This is a genomic window from Clavibacter quasicaliforniensis, from assembly GCF_051201715.1.
Lineage (GTDB): Bacteria > Actinomycetota > Actinomycetes > Actinomycetales > Microbacteriaceae > Clavibacter > Clavibacter seminis.
This window is the reverse complement of record NZ_CP139624.1, coordinates 1,315,644-1,335,145: the sequence shown is the minus strand read 5'-3', so window position 1 is coordinate 1,335,145 and position 19,502 is coordinate 1,315,644. Positions and strand designations below refer to the sequence as shown.

Genomic DNA, 19,502 nt, shown 5'->3' with positions numbered 1-19,502 from the left:
ATCACCGCACGGGCAGGCTGGACGGGTGACCCCGCTCCCCGGATCCCCCGCGCCCGTCGCCCACGCCGGCCCGACGCCCGCGGCGGAGCGCAGCCTCGCGCCCGACCTGCTCCGCGGGATCGCCCTCCTCGGCATCGCGCTCGCCAACTCCATCTACTTCATCGCCGGCCGCCCGACGGGCCCGCTCGGCCGCCCGACGGACGGCACGCCGCTCGACCACGTCGCCGACGTGCTCGTGGGCACGCTCGTCGACAACCGCGCGTTCCCGCTGTTCACGATGCTCTTCGCCTACGGCTTCGCGGTGATCCTGCGCCGCCAGGCGGCAGCGGGCGTCGACGGGCCGCGCGCCCGCGGGCTGCTCCTCCGCCGGAGCCTGTGGCTCATGGTGTTCGGCGCCCTGCACGTGGTGCTGCTGTTCGAGGGCGACATCCTGCTGTCGTACGGGATCCTCGGACTCGCACTGGCGGCGATGTACCGGGCGAGCGACCGCGTCTTCCGCGTGCTCGTGTGGGCGCCCGCGATCGTGTTCCTCGTCGTCGCCGGGGCGGACGGCCTGGCGGGGGACGACGGATCCGGCTCCCTGTTCGGCGGCGACGGCACCTTCATCGACGACCTCGCCAGCCGCGCGGTCACGCTCGCGGCGTTGCTCGTCGCGACGCCCGTGACGGTCGGGGCGCTCGTGCCGCTGGCCGCGATCGGGATGCTGCTCGGCCGTCGCCGCGTGCTGGAGGACCCGGCCGCGCACGTCCCGCGGCTGCGCGGGCTGGCACTCGTCGGCCTGCCCCTCAGCGTGCTCGGCGCGCTGCCGCTCGTGCTCGCGACGGTGGGCGCGATCGACGCGGATCCCGTGGCGCTGTACCTGCTCGGCGTGCTGCACGGCGCGACCGGGGTGGGCGGCGCGCTCGGGCTGCTCGGCCTCGTGGGCTGGGCTGTCGCGGCGCGAGCTCGGCGCGTGGATCCCGCGCCCGGACCGGTGCTGCGCGCGCTCGTCGCCGTGGGCCGCCGCTCGATGACGTGCTACCTGCTCCAGTCGGTGCTGTTCGCGATCCTGCTGGAGCCGTGGTCGCTCGGACTCGGCGTCGGCGCGGGGACCGCCCGCATCGCGCTGATCGCGATCGGCGTGTGGCTCGTCACGGTCGCGGTGGCCGTGGCGCTGGAGCGCGCCGACCGGGCGGGTCCCGCGGAGTGGGCGATCCGCCGCCTCGCGTACGGGCGCCCGGCCTCGGGACCGGGCGCGCCCGCGCAGCCCGTCAGCGCGGGATGAGCCCCTCGGCGCGGTAACGCTCGAACAGCCCGAGGAAGCTGTCCAGCGTGCGGTGGTGCGTGTGGAACCCGGCGAGCCGGCTCTTGCTGATGTCGGTGACGACCTCGATGTCGCGGCCGAGGTCGGCGTCGGTGTGCCACCACGACGCGATGCGGTTCACATCCGACTCCGCGAGCCCGGCCTCGCGCGCGATGCGTGCCCACTCGTCCTCGTAGCCGGCCATCTGCTGCTCGAGCGGACGCGGCGCCTCCTCGAAGCCGACGGGCTCGACGCCGAAGTACGCGGCGAGGCGCGGCCACATCCAGCGCCAGCGGAAGACGTCGCCGTTGACGACGTTGAACGCCTCGTCCCAGCCGGCCTCGGCGGTGGACGCCCAGATCATCTGGTCGGCGAGGACGGTCGCGTCGGTGACGTCGGTGAGACCGGACCACTGGGTCTCGCTGCCCGGGAAGACGAACGGCAGGCCGAGGTCGCGGCAGATGGATCCGTACACCGCGAGGGTCAGCCCCATGTTCATCTGGTTGCCGACCGCGTGCCCGATGACGGTGTGCGAGCGGTGCACCGACCACGAGAAGCCCTGGCGCGCGGCGGCGGCGAAGAGCTCGTCCTCCTGCGCGTAGTAGAAGTTCGGGGCCTCGAGGCGCTCCTCCTCCTCGTGGAAGGGGGTGTCGGGCATGTTGCCCTGCCCGTAGGCCTCGAACGGGCCGAGGTAGTGCTTGAGGCCGGTGACGAGGGCGGCGTGCTCGACGGGCGCGCCGTCGAGGGCAGCCAGCAGGTCGCGCACCATGCCGCCGTTGACGTCGATGTTCTCCTGCTCGGTCGCCTGGCGCGACCACGCCGTGAAGAACACGTGGCTCGGCTGCTCGCCGGCGAGCGCGCGGCGGAGGTCGTCGGCGGAGCGGAGGTCGGCGCTGATCCAACGGACGCCCGGGCGGTCGGCGCCGGCGCGGCGGCTGAGGGCGAGCACGTCCCAGCCCTCGGCGGTGAGCTGGTCCACCAGCGCGGATCCGCTGATGCCGGTCGCGCCGACGACGAGGGCCGTGCGGCCGGATCCGTCGGAGCGCGGGGACGCGGCGGGGGCGGGCGTGCGGGCGGGGGTCACTCGGTTCTCGGTCATCCCCTGCCCCAACGGCGAGGAGCCGCCCGGGCATTCCGGGCGGCTCCTCGCGGGCGTGTCGGCGGATCAGGCGGGGTGCGGCCCGTCCACCTCAGCATCGGCCTCGCCGTCGACGCCGTCGCGGCCGGTGGATGCGGCCTGCGTCGCCGCCGGGTCGGCGGGCTCCTCGGCGAGGCCGGCATCCCGGGTGCGGCGGTCGAGGTCGGCGGCCATGGCCTCGGATCCGCTGTTCCGGTGGTCGTAGGCGACCTGCTCGGCGAGCCCGGCGCGCTTCTCGTCCGCGGTCGCCTCGCCGGCGCCGTCCATGATGGGCTGGTCCTGCTCGTGGGTGCTCATGGTCCGACGGTACGCCGTCCGGCCGGGGTGCGGATCCGCTGGGCGCTTGTCGGCTCCCCCGCCGCCTGTCACGCTCCAGTCACACCACCACGCGAGGGAGCGGACATGACGGACAGCGGATTCTCCAAGGACGAGCGCGACGCGATGAAGCAGCGCGCGAAGGAGCTGCGCGAGGAGGCGAAGCTGCAGAAGGCCGCCGACAAGCAGGCCGCAGCGCTGCAGGGCGTGCTCGACGCGTTCGCCGCGATGCCGCCCGAGGAGCGCGCGATCGCGGAGTGGCTGCACGGCATCGTGCTCGAGCACGCGCCCGACCTCGCGCCGAAGACCTGGTACGGCTTCCCGGCCTACGCGGACGCCGATGGCAAGCCGGTCGTGTTCTTCCAGCCGGGCTCGAAGTTCGGCACCCGGTACTCGACGCTCGGCTTCCAGGATCCGGCGCGCCTCGACGAGGGCACCATGTGGCCGACGTCCTACGCGCTGACCGCGGTGGATCCCGCGAACGAGGAGCGCGTGGCGGAGCTGGTGCGGCGGGCCGTCGGGGGCTGAGCGGGCCGCGACGGGCGTGCCGTCAGCTCGGCTCCCACAGCTCGATCCGGGAGCCCTCGGGATCCGTCACCCAGGAGAAGCGTCCGACGCCGGGCATGTCCTCGATGCCCGGCGCGACCTCGGCGCCCGCGGCGGCGAGGCGCGCGACGAGGCCGTCCAGGTCGCTCACGCGGAGGTCCAGCATCAGCCGCTGCTCCGACTCCCCCGACGGCTGCGCCGAGCGCGCCATGGCCGCCACGACGGTGGGGCCCGCCTCCTGCTGCCACACGCCCTCAGCGTCGAGGTCGAGCCCGAGGACGTCCCGGTACCACGCGGCGAGCGCGACGGGGTCGTACGCGCGGAAGAGCAGACCGCCGATGCCGAGGATGCGTCCCATGCGCTCATGCTGGCCCGCGCCGATCCGCGGCGGAAGGCCACGCGCACGTGCTCCCCGATCCGTCCCCCGGGCGAGGACGGAGCCCGGCTCGACCGCCCCGCGATCCATCCGTAGACTCATGCCATCTCATCTATCGACGTGTCATCGGTTCTCCCCGCTCTCGTCGGCGTGCCCTGCTTCTCGGGAGCGCCGTGGGACTTCGGTCCCCTGCGGGCGCTGGCCGCGTACCCGCTCCGCACCCTCGCCCTGCCCGACGACGCGCGCTCGGTCGAGGAGGCGGCCGACGCCGTCGAGGACTTGGTGCGCGACCTCCCGCGGTACGTGCTCGTGGGCGACTCCTTCGGCGCGGTCGTGAGCCTGGCGCTGGCGCTCCGTCGCCCGGCGGGACTCGCCGGGCTCGTGCTCTCGGGCGGCTTCGCGGCGGATCCGACGCCCGCGTGGAAGACGCGAGCCGCCTCCCTCGCCCGGCACGTGCCGCGCGCCGTCTACGAGCAGGGGATCCTCCGCTTCCACGCGGCGCAGCTCGCCTCGCGGTTCGACGCGGACGCCCCCACCCCGCTGACGCGCCGCGAATACCGGGAGCTGTTCCGCGTCCACACGCCCGCCGACGCCTACGCGAACCGGGTCGGCGCGGTCGTCGGGTTCGACGTCCGCGCGCGTCTGCACCGGGTCGACGTGCCGACGCTGCTCCTCACGCCGGAGGACGACCAGCTCGTCGGCCCGGCCGCGGCCGCCGCGCTCCGCGACGGGCTGCCGCACGCCCGCGAGCTGGTGATCCCCGGCACGGGCCACATGCTCCGCTTCACGCATCCCGACGAGTACGCGGATGCCGTGGACGGGTTCGTGCGGACCGAGGTCGGGATCAGCATGGCGGCGGGCGCCGCGTGAGCCCGGCCGAGGAGCTCCGCTACCTGATCCTCGGGGCGCAGCGCGAGGGCGCGCGGGCGTACGCGGCCGCCCTCGCGCCGACCGGGCTGACTCCCGCGCAGGCGGAGGCGGTCGTCGTGCTCGCCGAGGCGCCCGGGATCAGCCTGGTCGGCCTCGGCGCCCGGCTCGTCTGCGAGGCCGGGTCCCCGAGCCGACTCGTCGACGCGCTCGTGCGGCAGGGCCTCGTGCACCGCGACCCGGATCCGCGCAGCCGCCGCAGCGTCGTCCTCCGCCTGACCACGGAGGGGTCGCGCCGGGTGGCGCGCGTGCGCGCCGCCGAGGCCGCGGTGCACGAGGCGATCACGGACTCGCTCGACGACGACGCGATGCAGGGCGCGATCACGGCCCTCCGCCGCCTCCTCGACCGGCGGCCGACCCTCGACGCCCTCACGCTGCGGCGCGAGGATCGCGCGTCCGCGCGCCGCTGACGCGCACCCGCGAAGTGGGGGTGCGCCGCCCGCGTAATGGGGGTGCGGAAGGCGGCCGATCGAACCGGAGGGAGCCGTCCGCGCTGCGAGGCTTCCCGCATGACCGCACCCGAGCAGCCGGGATACCCGTCCCCGGACCCGCACCAGCCCCCGCCTCCCAGCCCCTACGGGCCGCCCGCCCCCGCCGGCACGGCCACCATGCCGCCACCCCCGCCGCCCTACGGCGTGCGTCCGAAGGGCCTCGCGATCGCCGCGCTGGTCGTCGGCATCGTCGCCTTCGTCACGGGTCTCGCCCCCTTCTTCGGGCTGATCGCGGGAGCCGCGGCCGTGGTGCTCGGGATCCTCGCCCTCCGTCGCGCGCAGAGCAAGGGCATGGCGATCACCGGCCTGTCCCTCGGCGCCGTCGGGGCCGTCACCTCGTTGATCGTCACCCTCGTGTTCGCCGCCGCGCTCGGCACCGCGGGCAGCTCCACGGGCACAGCCGAGGTCATGCAGTCGTCCGCCGAGGCCGAGGCGCTGCCGACCGCCGCTCCCGAGACGACGGCGCCGTCCGTCGACGAGACGATGGCGCCCGCCGAGCCCGCGGCGCCCGCCGTCCCGGCAGAGAGCGCCACCGCGCTCATCAAGGCCGAGACCTACGCGAACGGCCTCGACATGAGCAAGGCCGCCCTGTACGACCAGCTCACGAGCGAGTACGGCGAGCAGTTCACGCCGGAGGCCGCGCAGTACGCGGTCGACAACGTGCAGGCCGACTGGAACGCGAACGCGCTCGGCAAGGCGAAGACCTACCGGGAGATGGCGGCGATGTCGCCCGCCGCGATCCGGGATCAGCTCACGAGCGAGTACGGCGAGAGGTTCACCGCCGAGGAGGCGGACTACGCCATCGCCCACCTCGACGACTGACGCATGAGCTCGGAGGAGGGGAGGCGGCGCCGGCGCTGCCTCCCCTCCTGCGTCTCGCGGGAATGATCCGCCGGCCCATGCGTTTGCATGGACATGGCCCGACCGGGCCGCGCGGAAGGAGCGCCTCATGACCGCCAGCACCCAGGGACTGCACCACGTCACCGCCATCGGCGGCGACCCGCAGCGGAACGTCGACTTCTACGTGCGCGCGATGGGCCTCCGGCTCGTCAAGCGCACCGTCAACTTCGACAGCCCCGGCAGCTACCACCTCTACTACGGCGACACCGAGGGCCGACCCGGATCCCTCCTCACCTTCTTCCCGTGGAAGGGCGTGCCCGCGGGCCGCGTCGGCGCGGGCCAGTCCACGACGACCGCGTTCTCCGTCCCCGCGGGCAGCCTCGGCTGGTGGGCCTCGTACCTGAGCGAGGTCGGCGTCGCCTCGTCGATCTCGTCGCAGGGATCCGAGGAGGAGCGCCTCTCGCTCCGCGACCCCGACGGGCTGCAGATCGACCTCGTGGCCTCCTCCGTCGTCGACCCGCGCGCGCCGTGGGACTCGGCCGACGTCCCCGCCGAGCACGCGATCCGCGGCCAGCACTCCTCCGTGCTCACCGTGCGGGATCCCGCGGGCACCGCATCCGTCCTCACCGACGACCTCGGGCTCCGGCTCATGGACGAGCGCGACGGCCGCTTCCGCTTCGCCGCGGGCGACGGCGGGCCCGGCGCGATCGTCGACCTCGTCGCCGACCCGGGCGCGCAGCAGGGCCTCACCGCGGGCGGCACCGTGCACCACGTGGCGTTCCGCGTGCCCGGACGCGTCGAGCAGCAGGCGTGGCGCGACGAGCTGGTGGATCGTGGGCACCAGGTGACGCAGATCCTCGACCGGCAGTACTTCACCTCCATCTACTTCCGCGAGCCCGGCGGTGTCCTGTTCGAGATCGCGACGGACACCCCCGGCTTCGACATCGACGAGCCTCTGCTCGAGCTCGGCCGGCGCCTCCGCCTCCCGCCGTGGCTCGAGCCCAGCCGCGCGGACATCGAGGCCGCGGTGCCGCCGCTGCGCCTGCCCGACGAGGAGGCCGTGCCGGCCGATGAGCCCGTGCCGGCCGACGGATCCGCCGCGTGAGCGCGCTCCTCGACGCGACGCCGCACGTGTTCCAGCCGGGCGCCGACAGCGGCCCCGTGATCCTCGGCCTCCACGGCACGGGCGCCGACGAACGCCAGGGCCTCGAGCTCGCGCGGCTCCTCGCGCCCGGGCAGCCGGTGCTCGCGCCGCGCGGGAGCGTGCGCGAGGGATCCGCCGCCCGCTGGTTCCGCCGCCACGCCGAGGGCGTCTTCGACGTCGACGACGTGGTCGCGCGCGCGGCCGAGCTCGCCGACCTGGTCGCCGAGGCGCGCGCCGCCTACGCTCTCGACGGGCGCGCGATCCTCGCCGTCGGCTTCTCGAACGGCGCGAACATGGCGCTGGCGACCACGCTGCTGCACCCGTCCGCGCTGCCCGAGACGATCGCCTTCTCGGCGCGCTGGCCGCTCGGGGAACGGGAGCCGGCCGCCGATCTGTCGGGCACGCGGATCACGCTGCTCAACGGCGACGCCGACCAGATGGCGCCGCTCGTCGACGTGGAGCGGACCGTGCGCGAGGCCGTCGCCCGCGGCGGCGACGTCTCCTCGCACGTGCGACCGGGCGGGCACGGGCTCGACGCGCGCGACCTCGACGCGGCCCGCGCGCGGATCCGCACCGGCTGATCGCCGGAGCGCCCCTCCGACCGTCCCGCCGGCCCGCCCCGCGTCTCCCCCCTCGGGACGAGGCGCGCGGGCCGCCAGGAGGACGCGCGCGCAGGGCGGGTCCGCGAGCCTGGGTGCACCGCCCGCCCGGGCGGTGAGATCAGGAGGATCCCGTGCCCGTGTCCGTCTCCCCCACCACCGCCCGTGCCACCGCCCCGATCGCGTCCGCCGCGAGCGCGCCGCTCGCCGGGGATCCCGTCTGCGTCGCCTTCGCCGGCGGCGCCGAGGGCTTCCGCCACGCTGGCACCCGCAGCCTCGGGGTCGACCTCGCGCCGCTCCTCGCCGCGGCGCGCGCCACCGCCCCGGTGGCCGACGCGCCGTTCGCCGCCTGACTGCTCGTGCCGCGCCCCTGATTGGGGGTGTCGGAGGCCGCCCGACGACGCGCCCGGGCTACCCGGTCGGCCCGAGCGCCGCCTAATCTGGGCGGAAGAGCAGTTCCCCCACCTGGGGAACGCTCTCCTGAGGAGCACCATGTCGTCGACCCCGCCGCCCGCGTCCCCGACGTCGGTCACCCCGTCGTCCGACGAGCCCGGCTGGTTCGGCGACGGCGAGGGCAACCAGCGCTTCTGGGACGGCACCCGCTGGACGGAGCTCGTCTCCGGCCGTCGCGTGTTCCCGGGCCGCGCGTCGTCGACGCCCGAGCCCAAGCTGATCACCGAGTCGCCGCTGCCCGAGGGCTACGCGCCCGGGTCCGCGCCGCTCGCGCCGCCCGTCGGATCCGCCGTCGACGCCTCGGTGGATGCCGGGCCCGCGGGCGCTCCGCTCGCGCCGCCCACGGGTGCGCCCGTCGCGCGGCCCGCGGGTGCGCCCGTCGCGCCGCCCGCGGGGTACCCGATGGCGCCGCCGACCGGTGCGCCCGTCGGCCCTCCCGCAGGTCTGCCCGTGGCCCCGCCGGCCGGTGCGCCCCTCGGCGCCCCGGCTCCGCGCACCTCCTCCGTGGCTGGCAGCTTCGCGCCGCCGCGTCCGGCCACGAGCGCCGCGTCCGCCCCGACCCCGCGCGCCGCCGGCACGGCGCCCGCGCTGCGCGGCCGCAGCACCTGGCCGTGGGCCGCGCTCGCGGTCGCCGCGGTGCTCGTGGTCGCCGCAGCCGTCATCGCCGGGATCCCCGGACTCCTCATCGCGCTCGGCGTCGTGGCCCTGGTCGCGGGGCTCATCCCCCTGATCCGCAGCGGCGCCGCCTGGATCCCCGGCGTCCGCACGCGCGCCGCCGGCGGCGTCGCGGCCGGCCTCGCCCTCGTCCTCATCGCGGGCGGCGCGGTCGCCTCCACCCTCCCGACGGCGAGCGACGACGTCGCCGACCCCGACACCATCGAGATCTCCGACTCCCGCCCGGTACCGGACGCGACGGACCCCGCCAACCCGCTCCCGATCTCCGCGGACGGCCTGGTCGAGATGGTCGACGTGACCCGCATGACCGGGGCCGACGCCGGCGACACGCTCGCCGCGTCCGGCTTCGGCATCGCGTTCGCGGGCGCGGGCGGCGGCGCGTTCGTCCGCCAGGACGTCGGCATCGTCGCGAGCCAGGACCCCGCGGCCGGCACGCGCGTCGCGCCCGGCACCGTCGTGACCCTCACGCTCGCCACCGCGGCTCCCGAGCGCATCGCACTGCCGGTCGTGCCGAAGGCGCCGAACATCCCGTCGCGTCCCGGCACGCGGCCGGGCACGGGGACGTTCAACCCGGGCACCGGCGGCGGCGGCAACAGCGGCGGCGGCGGCTCGGATCCCGGGACGTCGAACCCCGGCACCGGCGGCGGCTCGCCCTCGAACCCGGACCCGACGACGCCGGCGGACCCCGATCCCCAGCCCCAGCCGACGACGGACCCGCCCACGGTGCCGACGCCCGACCCGACGACGCCCACACCCGTGGATCCCGAGCCGTCGCCCGAGCCCCCGGTCGAGAGCCCGGAGCCCACGACGCCGCCCGCGCCGCCGGAGCCCGAGACGCCGGTCGAGCCGGTGCCCGAGACGCCGCCGGCCGAGGGCTAGCCCTCCGTCGGGTCGTCTCCCGCGTGCGCCTCGTGCGCGGCGGGAGCTGGCCCTGTCGCCCGCAGGTGCGCCCGCTGGCCGTCGCGGTCGAGGATCGTCAGGATCTCGACGACGCCGCGGTGCGCGCCGATGGCGTGCGGCACCATGGTCGAGAACTCGGCCGCGTCGCCGGCCTCCACGAGGATCGTCCGCTCCCCCAGCTGGAGCCTGGCCGTGCCCGAGAGCACCGTGAACCAGTCGCGTCCCGGGTGCACGCCGAGCTGGTCCACCGGGACGGGCCGCGTCGGCGTCATGCGCATCTTCGCGACGAACGGGCCCGATCCGCTGCCCCCGCCGCGCGAGAGGATCCACGTCGTGCGCCCCGCCTGCGCGTCCTCCTGCGGGCGGATCACGACGTCGGCGTCGTCGCCCGACTCCATGAGCGCGTCGAGCGACGTCTCGAGGGCCTGCGCGATCGGCACGAGCTGGTCGAGCGCGATGCGCCGGTGACCGGTCTCGATGCGGCTGAGCGTCGACGGGCTGAGGAAGCACCGGGCCGCGAGCGCGTCGAGCGACCAGCCGCGGGCCTCGCGGAGGCTCCTGATGCGCTGGCGGACGAGGGCGTCGAGATCAGGCTCTTGCGTCATGGGCAAGATCGTATGCGCGTACGGCAGGAGTGCGCCAGCCTGGATCCATGACGCACCCGCACCCGCACCATGCCGCCGGCCACGGACCCGCCGACCCCTCGCTCGCCCGCATGCTCGACCTCGACGCCCGGATCCTGCACGGCCACCAGCGCGAGCTGACCGCCTGGGTCCGCCGCCTCGCCCGCGACACCGCCGGCCGCGTGGTCGTCGACCTGGGCGCCGGGACCGGCACCGGGACGGTGGCGCTCGCGCGGCGCTTCGACCGGGCCGAGGTGCACGCCGTCGACGCGAGCGCCGCCATGCTCGACCGGGTCGCCGAGCGCGCCGTCGTCGACGGGCTCGCCGACCGGATCCGCACCGTGCACGCCGACCTCGACGCGGGCTGGCCCGCGCTGCCGCCCGCCGACCTGGTGTGGGCGTCGCTCATGCTGCACGAGGTCGCCGACCCGGCGCGGCTGCTCGCGCGCATCCACGACGGCCTCGCGCCGGGCGGGATCCTCGCCGTCGTCGAGATGGACGGCCCGCCGCGCTTCCTGCCCGACCGCCTCGATCCCGCGCTCGGCCGCTCGGGCCTCGCCGACCGCTTCGACGACGCCGTCACGCACGGCGGCACGGGCGGCCCGTCGCATCCGGACTGGGCGCCGTGGCTGCGCGACGCGGGCCTCGTCGACGTCGCGACGCGCACCTTCCCCATCGACCCCGACCCCGCGGATCCGATCGCCGCCGCCGCGACCCTCCCCTACGCCCGCGCCTGGCTGGCCCGCGTCCGCGACAGCGCTGCCGACCGCCTCGACGCCGACGACCGCGCCGCCCTCGACGCGCTCCTCGACGACGACGGCCCGCACGCACTGGCCAGGATCCCCGGCCTCGGTCTCCGCGGCACCCGCACGGCCTACGTCGGGCGCCGGCCGCGCTGACCGCCCGCCGATCCGCGCGGGGTGGGGCCCGAGGCACCCCCGACCCCCTACCGTTGAGGCATGAGCACTGACGACACCGCATCCACCCCCGACGCGGACGCCGCCCCCCGCACGACCTTCAGCGACCTCGGTCTCTCCGACCAGGTGCTCAAGGCACTCAAGGACGTGGGCTACGAGACGCCCTCCGCGATCCAGGCGGCCACGATCCCCTCCCTCCTCTCCGGCCGCGACGTCCTCGGCGTCGCCCAGACCGGCACCGGCAAGACGGCCGCGTTCGCGCTGCCGATCCTCTCCAACCTCGACGTCTCCCAGAAGACCCCGCAGGCCCTCGTGCTCGCGCCCACCCGCGAGCTCGCGCTCCAGGTGTGCGAGGCGTTCGAGCGCTACGCGTCCGGCATGCGCGGCGTGCACGTGCTGCCCGTGTACGGGGGCCAGGGCTACGGCGTGCAGCTGTCCGCGCTCCGCCGCGGCGTGCACGTGGTCGTCGGCACCCCCGGCCGGATCATGGACCACCTCGACAAGGGCACCCTCGACCTCTCGCAGCTGAAGTTCTTGGTGCTCGACGAGGCCGACGAGATGCTCAAGATGGGCTTCGCGGAGGACGTGGAGACGATCCTCGCGGACACCCCGAAGTCGAAGCAGATCGCGCTGTTCTCGGCCACGATGCCCGCGCAGATCCGCCGCATCTCGGGCAAGTACCTGCAGGACCCCGAGGAGATCACGGTCAAGAACAAGACCACGACCTCCGCGAACACCACTCAGCGTTACCTGATGGTGTCGTACCCGCAGAAGGTCGACGCCCTCACGCGCATCCTCGAGACCGAGAACTTCGAGGGCATGATCGTGTTCGTCCGCACGAAGAACGAGACGGAGACGCTCGCCGAGAAGCTCCGCGCCCGCGGGTACGCGGCCGCCGCCATCTCGGGCGACGTCGCGCAGGCGCAGCGCGAGCGCACGGTCGACCAGCTGAAGTCGGGCAAGCTCGACATCCTCGTGGCCACCGACGTCGCGGCCCGCGGGTTGGACGTCGACCGGATCAGCCACGTCGTCAACTACGACATCCCCATCGACACCGAGTCGTACGTCCACCGCATCGGCCGCACGGGCCGGGCCGGACGCAGCGGCGCGGCGATCAGCTTCGTCACGCCGCGCGAGCGCCGCCTCCTCACTGCCATCGAGAAGGCCACGCGCCAGCCGCTCACCGAGATGCGCATGCCGAGCGCCGAGGACGTCAACGTGACGCGCCTCTCCCGCTTCGACGACGCGATCACCGCGGCCCTCGCCGACCGCGAGCGCCTGGACGCGTTCCGCGACATCGTGGGCCACTACGTGAACCACCACGACGTCGTCGAGTCCGACGTGGCCGCCGCCCTCGCCATCGTGGCGCAGGGCGACACCCCGCTCCTCCTCTCGGCCGACGACCTCCGTCCGCCCCGCGTGGAGCGCGAGCGCCGCGACGACCGCCCGGGCCGCGACGGCGACGACCGCGGCGAGCGTCGCGCCCGTCCTGCGCGCGGCAGCGGCAACATGGCGACGTACCGCATCGACGTCGGCCGCCGCCACCGCGTGGAGCCCCGCCAGATCGTCGGCGCGCTCGCCAACGAGGGCGGCTTCAGCCGCGAGGACTTCGGCCACATCGACATCCGCCCCGACTTCTCGCTCGTCGAGCTGCCGGCGGGTCTGCCGCAGGACCGGATCGACAAGCTCGCGAGCACGGTCATCAACGGCCGCCCGATCGACATCCGCCCCGACCGCGGCGGCCCCCGTGCCGCCGAGCGCGGTGCGGCCCCGGAGCGTCGCGGGCGGAAGCCGCGCGACTGATCCGCTGATCGCCCCGACGGCCCGTCCCTTCTCCTGAGGGGGCGGGCCGTCGTGCGTCGTGCCGCACTCAAGCCCGGCGGCGGCGCGCTCTCAGCGGCGAGGCCGCCCGCGAACCTGTCTCCCGAGGACGTAGGCCATCCCGATTCCCGTAGCCGCGATGCAGAGACTCCAGCCACGGACATCGTCGAGGCCCGAGGTCGCGAACACGATCAGACCGGCTATCACCAGGCCGGAGGTGAGGACGAGTGTCACAACGAAGAGGAGTCGGTGACGGGCCGTCACTCAGACCACGCTCCTAACATAGCAAGCCCGTCTGAGAATCGACCCTTGAATGTATTCATGCGACGTATTCACTGACCTGCGCACCACGGCGCACCATTCCACCCTTGATCGAGGATCACCCCGTTTCCGTCTGCGGCACAGTATGCGATCGCTCCACCGCCGATGGCCAGGACTCCGGCTATCAGAGCACCCGCGATGCCTCCGACACCTGTTTCTGAGGTGATGATCGCGGCGATGGTTGCGATGCCTGCACCCGCGGCCAGCGCCCCGATCAGGCGATTGGTGTCGCAGGAATTCAGCTTGAGCTGATGCCCGAACCATTGGGTGGAGTAATTGGTTTCGCCCGTGCAATTCGAATCGAGCATGACGCGCGCGATAGCACCGACCTCCGATTCACCCAGAGTGATCCCTGACACCGTGCCACCGCCCGCGACGATGCCGATCGCCACTTCGCGGACGATGGAGGGGAGCGCGCCACGCTCGAGCGCCACGCCGGCGTCGAAGTGCACCGCTCCGTGCGTTGAAGTGATGGTGTCCTGGAGATCGCGGATCTTCTCTATGGCGACGTTGCCCGCAGCGATCTCGGATGTGGAGAGACGCGGTCCGTAGCGACGTTCTGCAACGGAGTGCGAGGCGGCCATTGCCGGACTCGCGACGAATGTGCCCGCCACGACGGCGAGCGAGGCGGCCATCGCGATGAGCCGCCGATTTACCTTCATGAATAAACTCTTTTCCTGGGTAAACATCCCCGTGAATGTGGATGATGCGGCAGACCTTCCTCTCCGCATGAGCCCTTGTCAAGGATCCGGCACATTCGTTACACCACCTCATCATGTGGTATGCGCGTGTTCAATCGGCCTGCATAAATACCCCTCGCACGAGGAATTCGAACGCCCGCCCTCCGCTAGCGTGGCCCGATGGATCCCATCACCCTCCGCACCGCGCGCCTCGTCCTCCGCCCGCCCGCGCTCGACGACGTCGACGCGATCACAGCCGCGTGCCAGGACCCGGCGATCCAGCGCTACGTGCCCGTCCCCGTGCCGTACGCGCGCGAGGACGCGGTCTCCTACGTCACCGGCTTCTGCCCCGACGGCTGGGCCTCGGGCGAGCGCCTCACCTGGGCCGTGCTCGAAGGCGACGGGCTCGTGGGCACCGTGGGGCTCCACGCCATCGCGGACGGCGCCGCCGAGATCGGGTACTGGCTGGCACCCGGGGCGCGCGGCCGCGGGATCATGCACGAGGCCGCGGCGGCGGTCGTCGACCACGGGTTCGACGCGGCGACGGGGCTCGGCCTCGCGCGGATCGGCTGGCGCGCATATGCCGGGAACACCGGATCCGCCGCCATCGCCCGTGCGCTCGGCTTCCGCTTCGAGGGGATCGCCCGACTCGGCGCGATGGGCCGCGCCGGCCGCGAGGACGACTGGCTCGCCGGCCTCCTCGCGACCGACGACCGCACGCCGGAGCCGTGGCCGGTGCTCGCGTGAGGGACGGCCTCCTCGGGCGCGACGTCACGGTCACCACCGTCGATGGCCGCGGCCTCCGAGCGATGGTCGCGGGTGACGGCGACGACCTCGTGGTCCTCGAGGCCGGACTCGGCGGCAGCGGGCTCACCTGGGGGCTCGTGCACGGGATCCTCGCGCGCACCCACCGCGTCGTCGCCTACGACCGCGCGGGGCTCGGCGGCAGCGACATGGATCCCGCGCCGCGCGACCTCGACCGGCTCGCCGACGACCTCGAGGCCGTCGTCGCCGCGTTCCCGCATCGCCGACTGGTGCTCGCCGGGCACAGCTGGGGCGGGCCGATCGTGCGCGTGGCGGCAGCGCGGCGGATCGCCCGCGGGCTCGCGACCGCGGGCATCGTGCTGGTGGATCCGAGCGACGAGCGTGCACGCGCCTACGCCTCCCCCGCCGCGCGCATCGGCTTCGCCACGCAGGCGGCCCTACTCGTCCCGCTCGCGCCGCTCGGGCTCCTGCGGCGGCTGCACCGGATCGCGCTGGCCCGCCTGCCGGAGCCCCTCCTCGGGGCGGCCGCCGATGCCGCCGGCTCGGTGCGGGCGGCCCGCGCCACGGCCGCGGAGCAGCGGCACCTGCTGCCGGGACTCGCGGGGCTCGTCGGATCCACCTCCCCGCTCCCTGGCATCCCCGTGCGCATGATCTCGGGCACGGCATCGGGGCGACTCACCCGCGGCCAGCGGCGCGACCTCGTGCGCGCGCACCGCGCGTCGGCGGCGGCCTTCGATCAGGGCGCGTGGATCCCCGCGCCGCACTCCGAGCACATGGTGCCCGTGACGGATCCGGACGTGGTCGCCACCGCCATCCACCACCTGCTCTGAGGTCGGGAGCTCAGCCGCGCACGCGCCGCAGCTCGAGCGCGCCCGGGATCAGCTGCCGCGTCGGGATCCGTCCGCGCGCGAAGTCGCCCCACACCTGCCGCACGCGGCGGGCGTCGCGCTGGACGCCGTCCCAGTCGGCGCCGCCGAGGAGCCCCGCTCCGCGCCACGCCTCCTCGTCGCCGAAGAGGAGCGGCAGGTCCACGGTGTGCGCGGCGCCGAACGGGCTGCCAGGCGCCGACCAGCGGATGACGTAGCGGTGGGCCGTGCCGCCGGCGCGCGCGTGGCGGCGGGCGAAGCGGCGGGCCGGGATCCCGTAGACGATGCCCGTCACAGCGGCGACGGCCGCACGACGCACGAGCGGGCCCACCACCGGCAGCCGCGTGAGGCGCGCGAGCCACGGGATCCCCGGCAGGAACAGCCGCGCCTCCTCGGCCGTGTTGCCGATGAGCACGTCCACGCCGGGCGCGGCCTCATCCCACGCCCCATCGATCCCGGACTCGGGCGGCAGCGGCGGGTGCCCGTACTGCGTGCCGAAGGGCATCGCCCCGAGCAGGCCGAACGGCGCCGCGGCGCGCTCGACCGCCGCCTGGCGCGCGAGCACCTCCGCCACGGGCATCTCGGCAGTGAGCCCGCGGGACGCGCGCGCCATCGCGGCGGCCATGCGCCGCCTGCCCCGGGCGATGCCGAGCGGCGCGCTCTGGACGATCGCCCGGCGGAACAGGCCCGCGGCCTCGGGCACGGCCATGAGGTGCGCGACCGCATCACCGCCCGCCGACTGCCCGAACGCGGTGACGCGGCCAGGGTCCCCGCCGAACGCCCGGATGTTGCGCGCCACCCAGCGCAGCGCCGCCAGCTGGTCGAGGAGGCCGAGGTTCGCCGGCCGGTCGCGGCCGTCGCCGAGGTAGCCGAGGAGGCCGAGCCGGTAGGTGACCGTGACGACCACCACGCGCTGCTCCGCGACGAGGGGCGCCGGATCCATGATGGGCACGTCCCCCGCGCCCGAGACGTACGAGCCGCCGTGGATCCAGACCATGACGGGCAGCGCGTCGTCGGGCTGCACATCGAGCGGCATGGTGACGGAGACGCGCAGGCAGTCCTCGTCGACGGCGAGCCCCGCGAAGCTGCCGAGCACGGCGTCGAGCTCCTCCATGGGCGACTGCGGGCATGCGGGCGACCAGGCCGTCGCGTCGCGCGGCGCCGTCCAGTCGGGGTGCGGGACAGGCGCCGCGAAGCGGGCGGCGGTCGCGTACGGGATGCCGGTCGCGCGGACGACGTCGCCGTCCGCCCAGCCGAAGACGGGGCCGCAGGGCGGCGAGAAGGCGCTCATCAGATCGACGCTACCGTTCGGGAGGCGTTCGTCGGGAGGCCCGCGGCCACGACGGATGCCGGTGCTAGCGTGACGCCATGCCGCGCCTGATCGACCACGCCCGCCGCGAGGACGAGCTCGCCGAGGCGGTCTGGCGGGTCATCCGGCGCGACGGCGCGAGCGGCGTCTCGGTCCGCACGGTCGCCGCCGAGGCGGGCCTCTCGACCGGATCCCTGCGCCACAGCTTCCCCAGCCGCATCGACCTCGTCGCCCACGCCACCGCGCTCGTCGCCCGGCGCATCGACGGCCGCATCCGGAGCCGCCGCGCCGATCCGGACGCGCGACGGCGGGCCGTGCGGATCCTCGCCGAGCACCTGCCGCTGGACGACGCTCGCCGGGCCGAGGCCGAGGTCACGGCCGCGCTCCTCGCCGACGCTGCCTCGCACCCGCGGCTGCGCGAGGTGCGCGCCGCCTCCCATGCGGCCGCGCGCGAGACGTGCCTCGAGCAGCTCGCGCAGCTGCGCGCGGCGGGCATGCTGAGGCCCGACGCGGATCCCGAGGCCGAGGCCGACCACCTGCAGGCGCTGCTCGCGGGTCTCGCGCTGCAGCTGCTCGTCGAGGAGCCGGATCCGGCCCGCAGCGCCCGCGCGCTCGGCGTGCTCGAGCGGCACGTGGACGCGCTCGTCGCCCGCCGCGTCGACCGGCCGGCGCACGTCGACGCATAGCCCGCGACGACCGGCCGGCGCACGTCGACGCATAGCCCGCGACGACCGGCCAGCGCACGTCGACGCACAGCCCGCGACGACCGGCCAGCGCACGTCGACGCACAGCCCGCGACGACCGGCAAGCGCACGTCGACGCACAGCCCGCGACGACCGGCAAGCGCACGTCGACGCACAGCCCGCGACGACCGGCACGCGCGTGCCAGCGCCTAGCGCGACGCCGGGTCGCCCGCGACGCCGCCGAGCCGGCCACGCAGCTCCTCGACGCGCGCGCGGATGTCGTCGCGCACGAGCCGCATCCGCTCCATGCCGTCGATGCCGCGCTCGGACGGCTCGTCCGTGATCCACGTCTCGACCGCGACGTCCTGGTCGCCGTCGACGTGGGCCTCCGCCCCGAGCACGACCACGAGGTCGGCGGCGCGGACCATGTCGTCGGTCAGCGGCTTCGGGCGCTCGCCCGCGACGTCGATGCCCAGCTCGGCGAGCGACTCCACGGCGAGGGCGTTGAGCGAGGATCCCGGATCCGTCCCCGCCGACGTGACGGCGACGGCATCGCCCGCCGCGTGCCGCATGAGCGCGGCCGCGAGCTGGGACTTGCCGCCGTTGCGGGCGCAGACGAAGACGACGTGCGGGATGCGCTCGGCCATGGATCCTCCGGTCGGGACGTCGCCCGCTGCTGGGGCGTCCTCCCGATCCTGGCAGACCGTCGCCGCCCCGCCCTCGACATCGGTACAGCCCTCGCTGTACCGTCATCGCATGCCCACCCTCGCTCCCCGCCTCGACGTCATGACCCGGCTCGGCCGGGCGCTCGCGGATCCCACCCGGGCGCGGATCCTCATGGAGCTGCTCGACGGCCCCGCCTACCCCGCTCTCCTCGCCGAGACCCTCGGCCTCACGCGGCAGAACGTCTCCAACCACCTGGCGTGCCTGCGCGGCTGCGGCATCGTGCGCACGGTGTCCGAGGGGCGCAGCACGCGCTACGAGATCCAGGATCCGAGCATCGCCCGCGGCCTGGGCGCGCTCGTGGAGGTCGTGCTCGCGGTGGACGACGACCGGGCGTGCGCGGATCCGGCGCTCTGCGCCCCCGGCTGCTGCGAGGCGGGCGCGTGAGCGGCCTCGCCTCCGCGCCGGGGCTCACGGTCGCGCGCCGTGACGTCCTGCGCCGCCGCATCCGCTGGATCGTCGCGGGCACCATCGCGTGGAACACGGTCGAGGCAGTGGTCGCCCTCACGGCGGGCGCCGTCGCGTCGTCGACCGCGCTCGTCGCGTTCGGGCTCGACTCGATCGTGGAGGTGCTCGCGGCATCCGCCGTCGCCTGGCAGTTCTCCGCGCCGGATCCGGAGCGTCGAGAGCGCACGGCCCTCCGGCTGATCGCGGTGTCGTTCCTCGGGCTCGCCGCCTACGTGAGCGTGGACGCCGTCCTCGCGCTGGCGGGCGGATCCGAGGCGCGCCCGAGCACCACGGGCATCGTCCTCGCGGCGCTGAGCCTCGCCGTGATGCCGGCCCTCAGCCTGCTCGAGCGCCGCACCGGCACCGAGCTCGGCTCCGCGAGCGCGGTCGCCGACTCCCGGCAGACCCTCGTGTGCGCGTGGCTGTCGGCCGCGCTCCTCGTCGGGCTGCTGCTCGACGCCGGGCTCGGCTGGTGGTGGGCCGATCCCGTCGCAGGGCTCGCGATCGCCGCGTTCGCCGTCCGCGAGGGCGTCGAGGCGTGGCGCGGGGACGCGTGCACCGTTCCCGTCGGCGCGCTCACGGGCGAGCGGGCTGTCGACGCCGATGCCGACGCGCACCGTGACGCCTGCTGCTGACGCCCGAGTCCATCGGACGGCGCGCG

23 protein-coding genes are annotated in these 19,502 nt (G+C 75.1%); 16 read left to right on the top strand and 7 right to left on the bottom strand.

The annotated features are described in order from the left end of the window. The first annotated feature begins 25 nt into the window (after nt 1-25). Nucleotides 26-1,264, top strand: a complete 1,239-nt coding sequence (locus tag NL142_RS06430) for a DUF418 domain-containing protein (RefSeq protein WP_435081396.1) — start codon at nt 26-28, stop codon at nt 1,262-1,264. Here NL142_RS06430 and NL142_RS06425 read toward each other — a convergent pair. Together NL142_RS06425 and NL142_RS06420 are read right to left on the bottom strand one after the other, a co-directional pair. Then, nucleotides 1,251-2,381: an SDR family oxidoreductase gene (locus NL142_RS06425; RefSeq protein WP_435081395.1), complete on the bottom strand. Its 1,131-nt coding sequence runs from the start codon at nt 2,379-2,381 to the stop codon at nt 1,251-1,253. The two genes, NL142_RS06430 and NL142_RS06425, sit on opposite strands and share 14 nt — an antisense overlap. A 66-nt stretch (nt 2,382-2,447) precedes the next feature. Next, entirely contained in the window at nt 2,448-2,717 is a 270-nt protein-coding gene (locus NL142_RS06420; RefSeq protein ID WP_435081394.1) for a hypothetical protein, read from the bottom strand. 105 nt (nt 2,718-2,822) lie between these two features. Between NL142_RS06420 and NL142_RS06415 the strand changes: the two genes are divergently transcribed. Next, nucleotides 2,823-3,263 (top strand): iron chaperone, encoded by a 441-nt coding sequence (locus NL142_RS06415; protein ID WP_435081393.1) that lies wholly within the window; start codon nt 2,823-2,825, stop codon nt 3,261-3,263. Between the two features lie 22 nt (nt 3,264-3,285). Here NL142_RS06415 and NL142_RS06410 read toward each other — a convergent pair whose 3' ends face one another. Next, a complete protein-coding gene (locus NL142_RS06410; protein WP_435081392.1) occupies nt 3,286-3,639 on the bottom strand; it encodes a VOC family protein in 354 nt (117 codons plus the stop codon). A gap of 138 nt (nt 3,640-3,777) precedes the next feature. On the opposite strand from NL142_RS06410, the gene NL142_RS06405 reads away from it, so the two are divergent. From NL142_RS06405 to NL142_RS06375, 7 genes are all read left to right on the top strand, one after another. Next, the gene (locus NL142_RS06405) at nt 3,778-4,527 is read left to right on the top strand and encodes an alpha/beta fold hydrolase (RefSeq protein ID WP_435081391.1); all 750 of its coding nucleotides are present in this window, start codon (nt 3,778-3,780) and stop codon (nt 4,525-4,527) included. Next, the gene (locus NL142_RS06400; RefSeq protein WP_435081390.1) at nt 4,524-4,994 is read left to right on the top strand and encodes a MarR family winged helix-turn-helix transcriptional regulator; all 471 of its coding nucleotides are present in this window, start codon (nt 4,524-4,526) and stop codon (nt 4,992-4,994) included. Before NL142_RS06405 ends, NL142_RS06400 begins: the two co-directional genes overlap by 4 nt. 99 nt (nt 4,995-5,093) lie before the next feature. Continuing rightward, nucleotides 5,094-5,897 (top strand): Ltp family lipoprotein, encoded by an 804-nt coding sequence (locus tag NL142_RS06395; RefSeq protein WP_435081389.1) that lies wholly within the window; start codon nt 5,094-5,096, stop codon nt 5,895-5,897. Nucleotides 5,898-6,024: 127 nt separating this feature from the next. Next, a complete protein-coding gene (locus tag NL142_RS06390) occupies nt 6,025-7,020 on the top strand; it encodes a ring-cleaving dioxygenase (protein ID WP_435081388.1) in 996 nt (331 codons plus the stop codon). Continuing rightward, nucleotides 7,017-7,640 carry an alpha/beta hydrolase gene (locus tag NL142_RS06385; RefSeq protein ID WP_435081387.1) on the top strand — a complete coding sequence of 208 codons (624 nt, stop codon included), beginning with the start codon at nt 7,017-7,019 and terminating at the stop codon, nt 7,638-7,640. The genes NL142_RS06390 and NL142_RS06385 overlap by 4 nt, the downstream gene beginning before the upstream one ends. A gap of 158 nt (nt 7,641-7,798) precedes the next feature. After that, on the top strand, nt 7,799-8,011 hold the full coding sequence (locus tag NL142_RS06380; protein ID WP_435081385.1) for a hypothetical protein: 213 nt from the start codon (nt 7,799-7,801) through the stop codon (nt 8,009-8,011). A 139-nt stretch (nt 8,012-8,150) separates the two neighbouring features. Continuing rightward, on the top strand, nt 8,151-9,665 hold the full coding sequence (locus NL142_RS06375) for a PASTA domain-containing protein (protein ID WP_435081384.1): 1,515 nt from the start codon (nt 8,151-8,153) through the stop codon (nt 9,663-9,665). Here the strand turns inward: NL142_RS06375 and NL142_RS06370 are convergent. Next, nucleotides 9,662-10,291: a helix-turn-helix domain-containing protein gene (locus tag NL142_RS06370; RefSeq protein WP_435081383.1), complete on the bottom strand. Its 630-nt coding sequence runs from the start codon at nt 10,289-10,291 to the stop codon at nt 9,662-9,664. The two genes, NL142_RS06375 and NL142_RS06370, sit on opposite strands and share 4 nt — an antisense overlap. 47 nt (nt 10,292-10,338) lie before the next feature. Between NL142_RS06370 and NL142_RS06365 the strand changes: the two genes are divergently transcribed. Together NL142_RS06365 and NL142_RS06360 are read left to right on the top strand one after the other, a co-directional pair. Beyond that, nucleotides 10,339-11,208, top strand: a complete 870-nt coding sequence (locus NL142_RS06365) for a class I SAM-dependent methyltransferase (protein ID WP_435081382.1) — start codon at nt 10,339-10,341, stop codon at nt 11,206-11,208. Nucleotides 11,209-11,268: 60 nt separating this feature from the next. Next, entirely contained in the window at nt 11,269-13,029 is a 1,761-nt protein-coding gene (locus tag NL142_RS06360; RefSeq protein WP_435081381.1) for a DEAD/DEAH box helicase, read from the top strand. A 350-nt stretch (nt 13,030-13,379) separates the two neighbouring features. Here the strand turns inward: NL142_RS06360 and NL142_RS06355 are convergent, their stop codons facing one another. Further along, nucleotides 13,380-14,057, bottom strand: coding sequence for a hypothetical protein (locus tag NL142_RS06355; protein ID WP_435081379.1), 678 nt, complete (start codon nt 14,055-14,057; stop codon nt 13,380-13,382). A gap of 171 nt (nt 14,058-14,228) precedes the next feature. Between NL142_RS06355 and NL142_RS06350 the strand changes: the two genes are divergently transcribed. Further along, entirely contained in the window at nt 14,229-14,795 is a 567-nt protein-coding gene (locus NL142_RS06350) for a GNAT family N-acetyltransferase (RefSeq protein ID WP_435081378.1), read from the top strand. Then, a complete protein-coding gene (locus NL142_RS06345; RefSeq protein ID WP_435081377.1) occupies nt 14,792-15,643 on the top strand; it encodes an alpha/beta fold hydrolase in 852 nt (283 codons plus the stop codon). The genes NL142_RS06350 and NL142_RS06345 overlap by 4 nt, the downstream gene beginning before the upstream one ends. A gap of 10 nt (nt 15,644-15,653) precedes the next feature. On the opposite strand, the gene NL142_RS06340 is transcribed toward NL142_RS06345, so the two are convergent. Continuing rightward, nucleotides 15,654-16,970 (bottom strand): carboxylesterase family protein, encoded by a 1,317-nt coding sequence (locus NL142_RS06340; protein ID WP_435081376.1) that lies wholly within the window; start codon nt 16,968-16,970, stop codon nt 15,654-15,656. Nucleotides 16,971-17,047: 77 nt separating this feature from the next. Here NL142_RS06340 and NL142_RS06335 point away from each other — a divergent pair, with 77 nt between their 5' ends. Further along, nucleotides 17,048-17,674, top strand: coding sequence for a TetR/AcrR family transcriptional regulator (locus NL142_RS06335; RefSeq protein WP_435081375.1), 627 nt, complete (start codon nt 17,048-17,050; stop codon nt 17,672-17,674). A 206-nt stretch (nt 17,675-17,880) separates the two neighbouring features. Here NL142_RS06335 and NL142_RS06330 read toward each other — a convergent pair whose 3' ends face one another. Beyond that, on the bottom strand, nt 17,881-18,318 hold the full coding sequence (locus NL142_RS06330) for an arsenate-mycothiol transferase ArsC (RefSeq protein ID WP_435081374.1): 438 nt from the start codon (nt 18,316-18,318) through the stop codon (nt 17,881-17,883). A gap of 109 nt (nt 18,319-18,427) precedes the next feature. Between NL142_RS06330 and cmtR the strand changes: the two genes are divergently transcribed. Together cmtR and NL142_RS06320 are read left to right on the top strand one after the other, a co-directional pair. Beyond that, nucleotides 18,428-18,781, top strand: a complete 354-nt coding sequence (cmtR, locus tag NL142_RS06325) for a Cd(II)/Pb(II)-sensing metalloregulatory transcriptional regulator CmtR (RefSeq protein WP_435081373.1) — start codon at nt 18,428-18,430, stop codon at nt 18,779-18,781. Next, nucleotides 18,778-19,476 (top strand): cation efflux transmembrane domain-containing protein, encoded by a 699-nt coding sequence (locus NL142_RS06320; protein ID WP_435081372.1) that lies wholly within the window; start codon nt 18,778-18,780, stop codon nt 19,474-19,476. Before cmtR ends, NL142_RS06320 begins: the two co-directional genes overlap by 4 nt. Nucleotides 19,477-19,502: the final 26 nt, after the last annotated feature.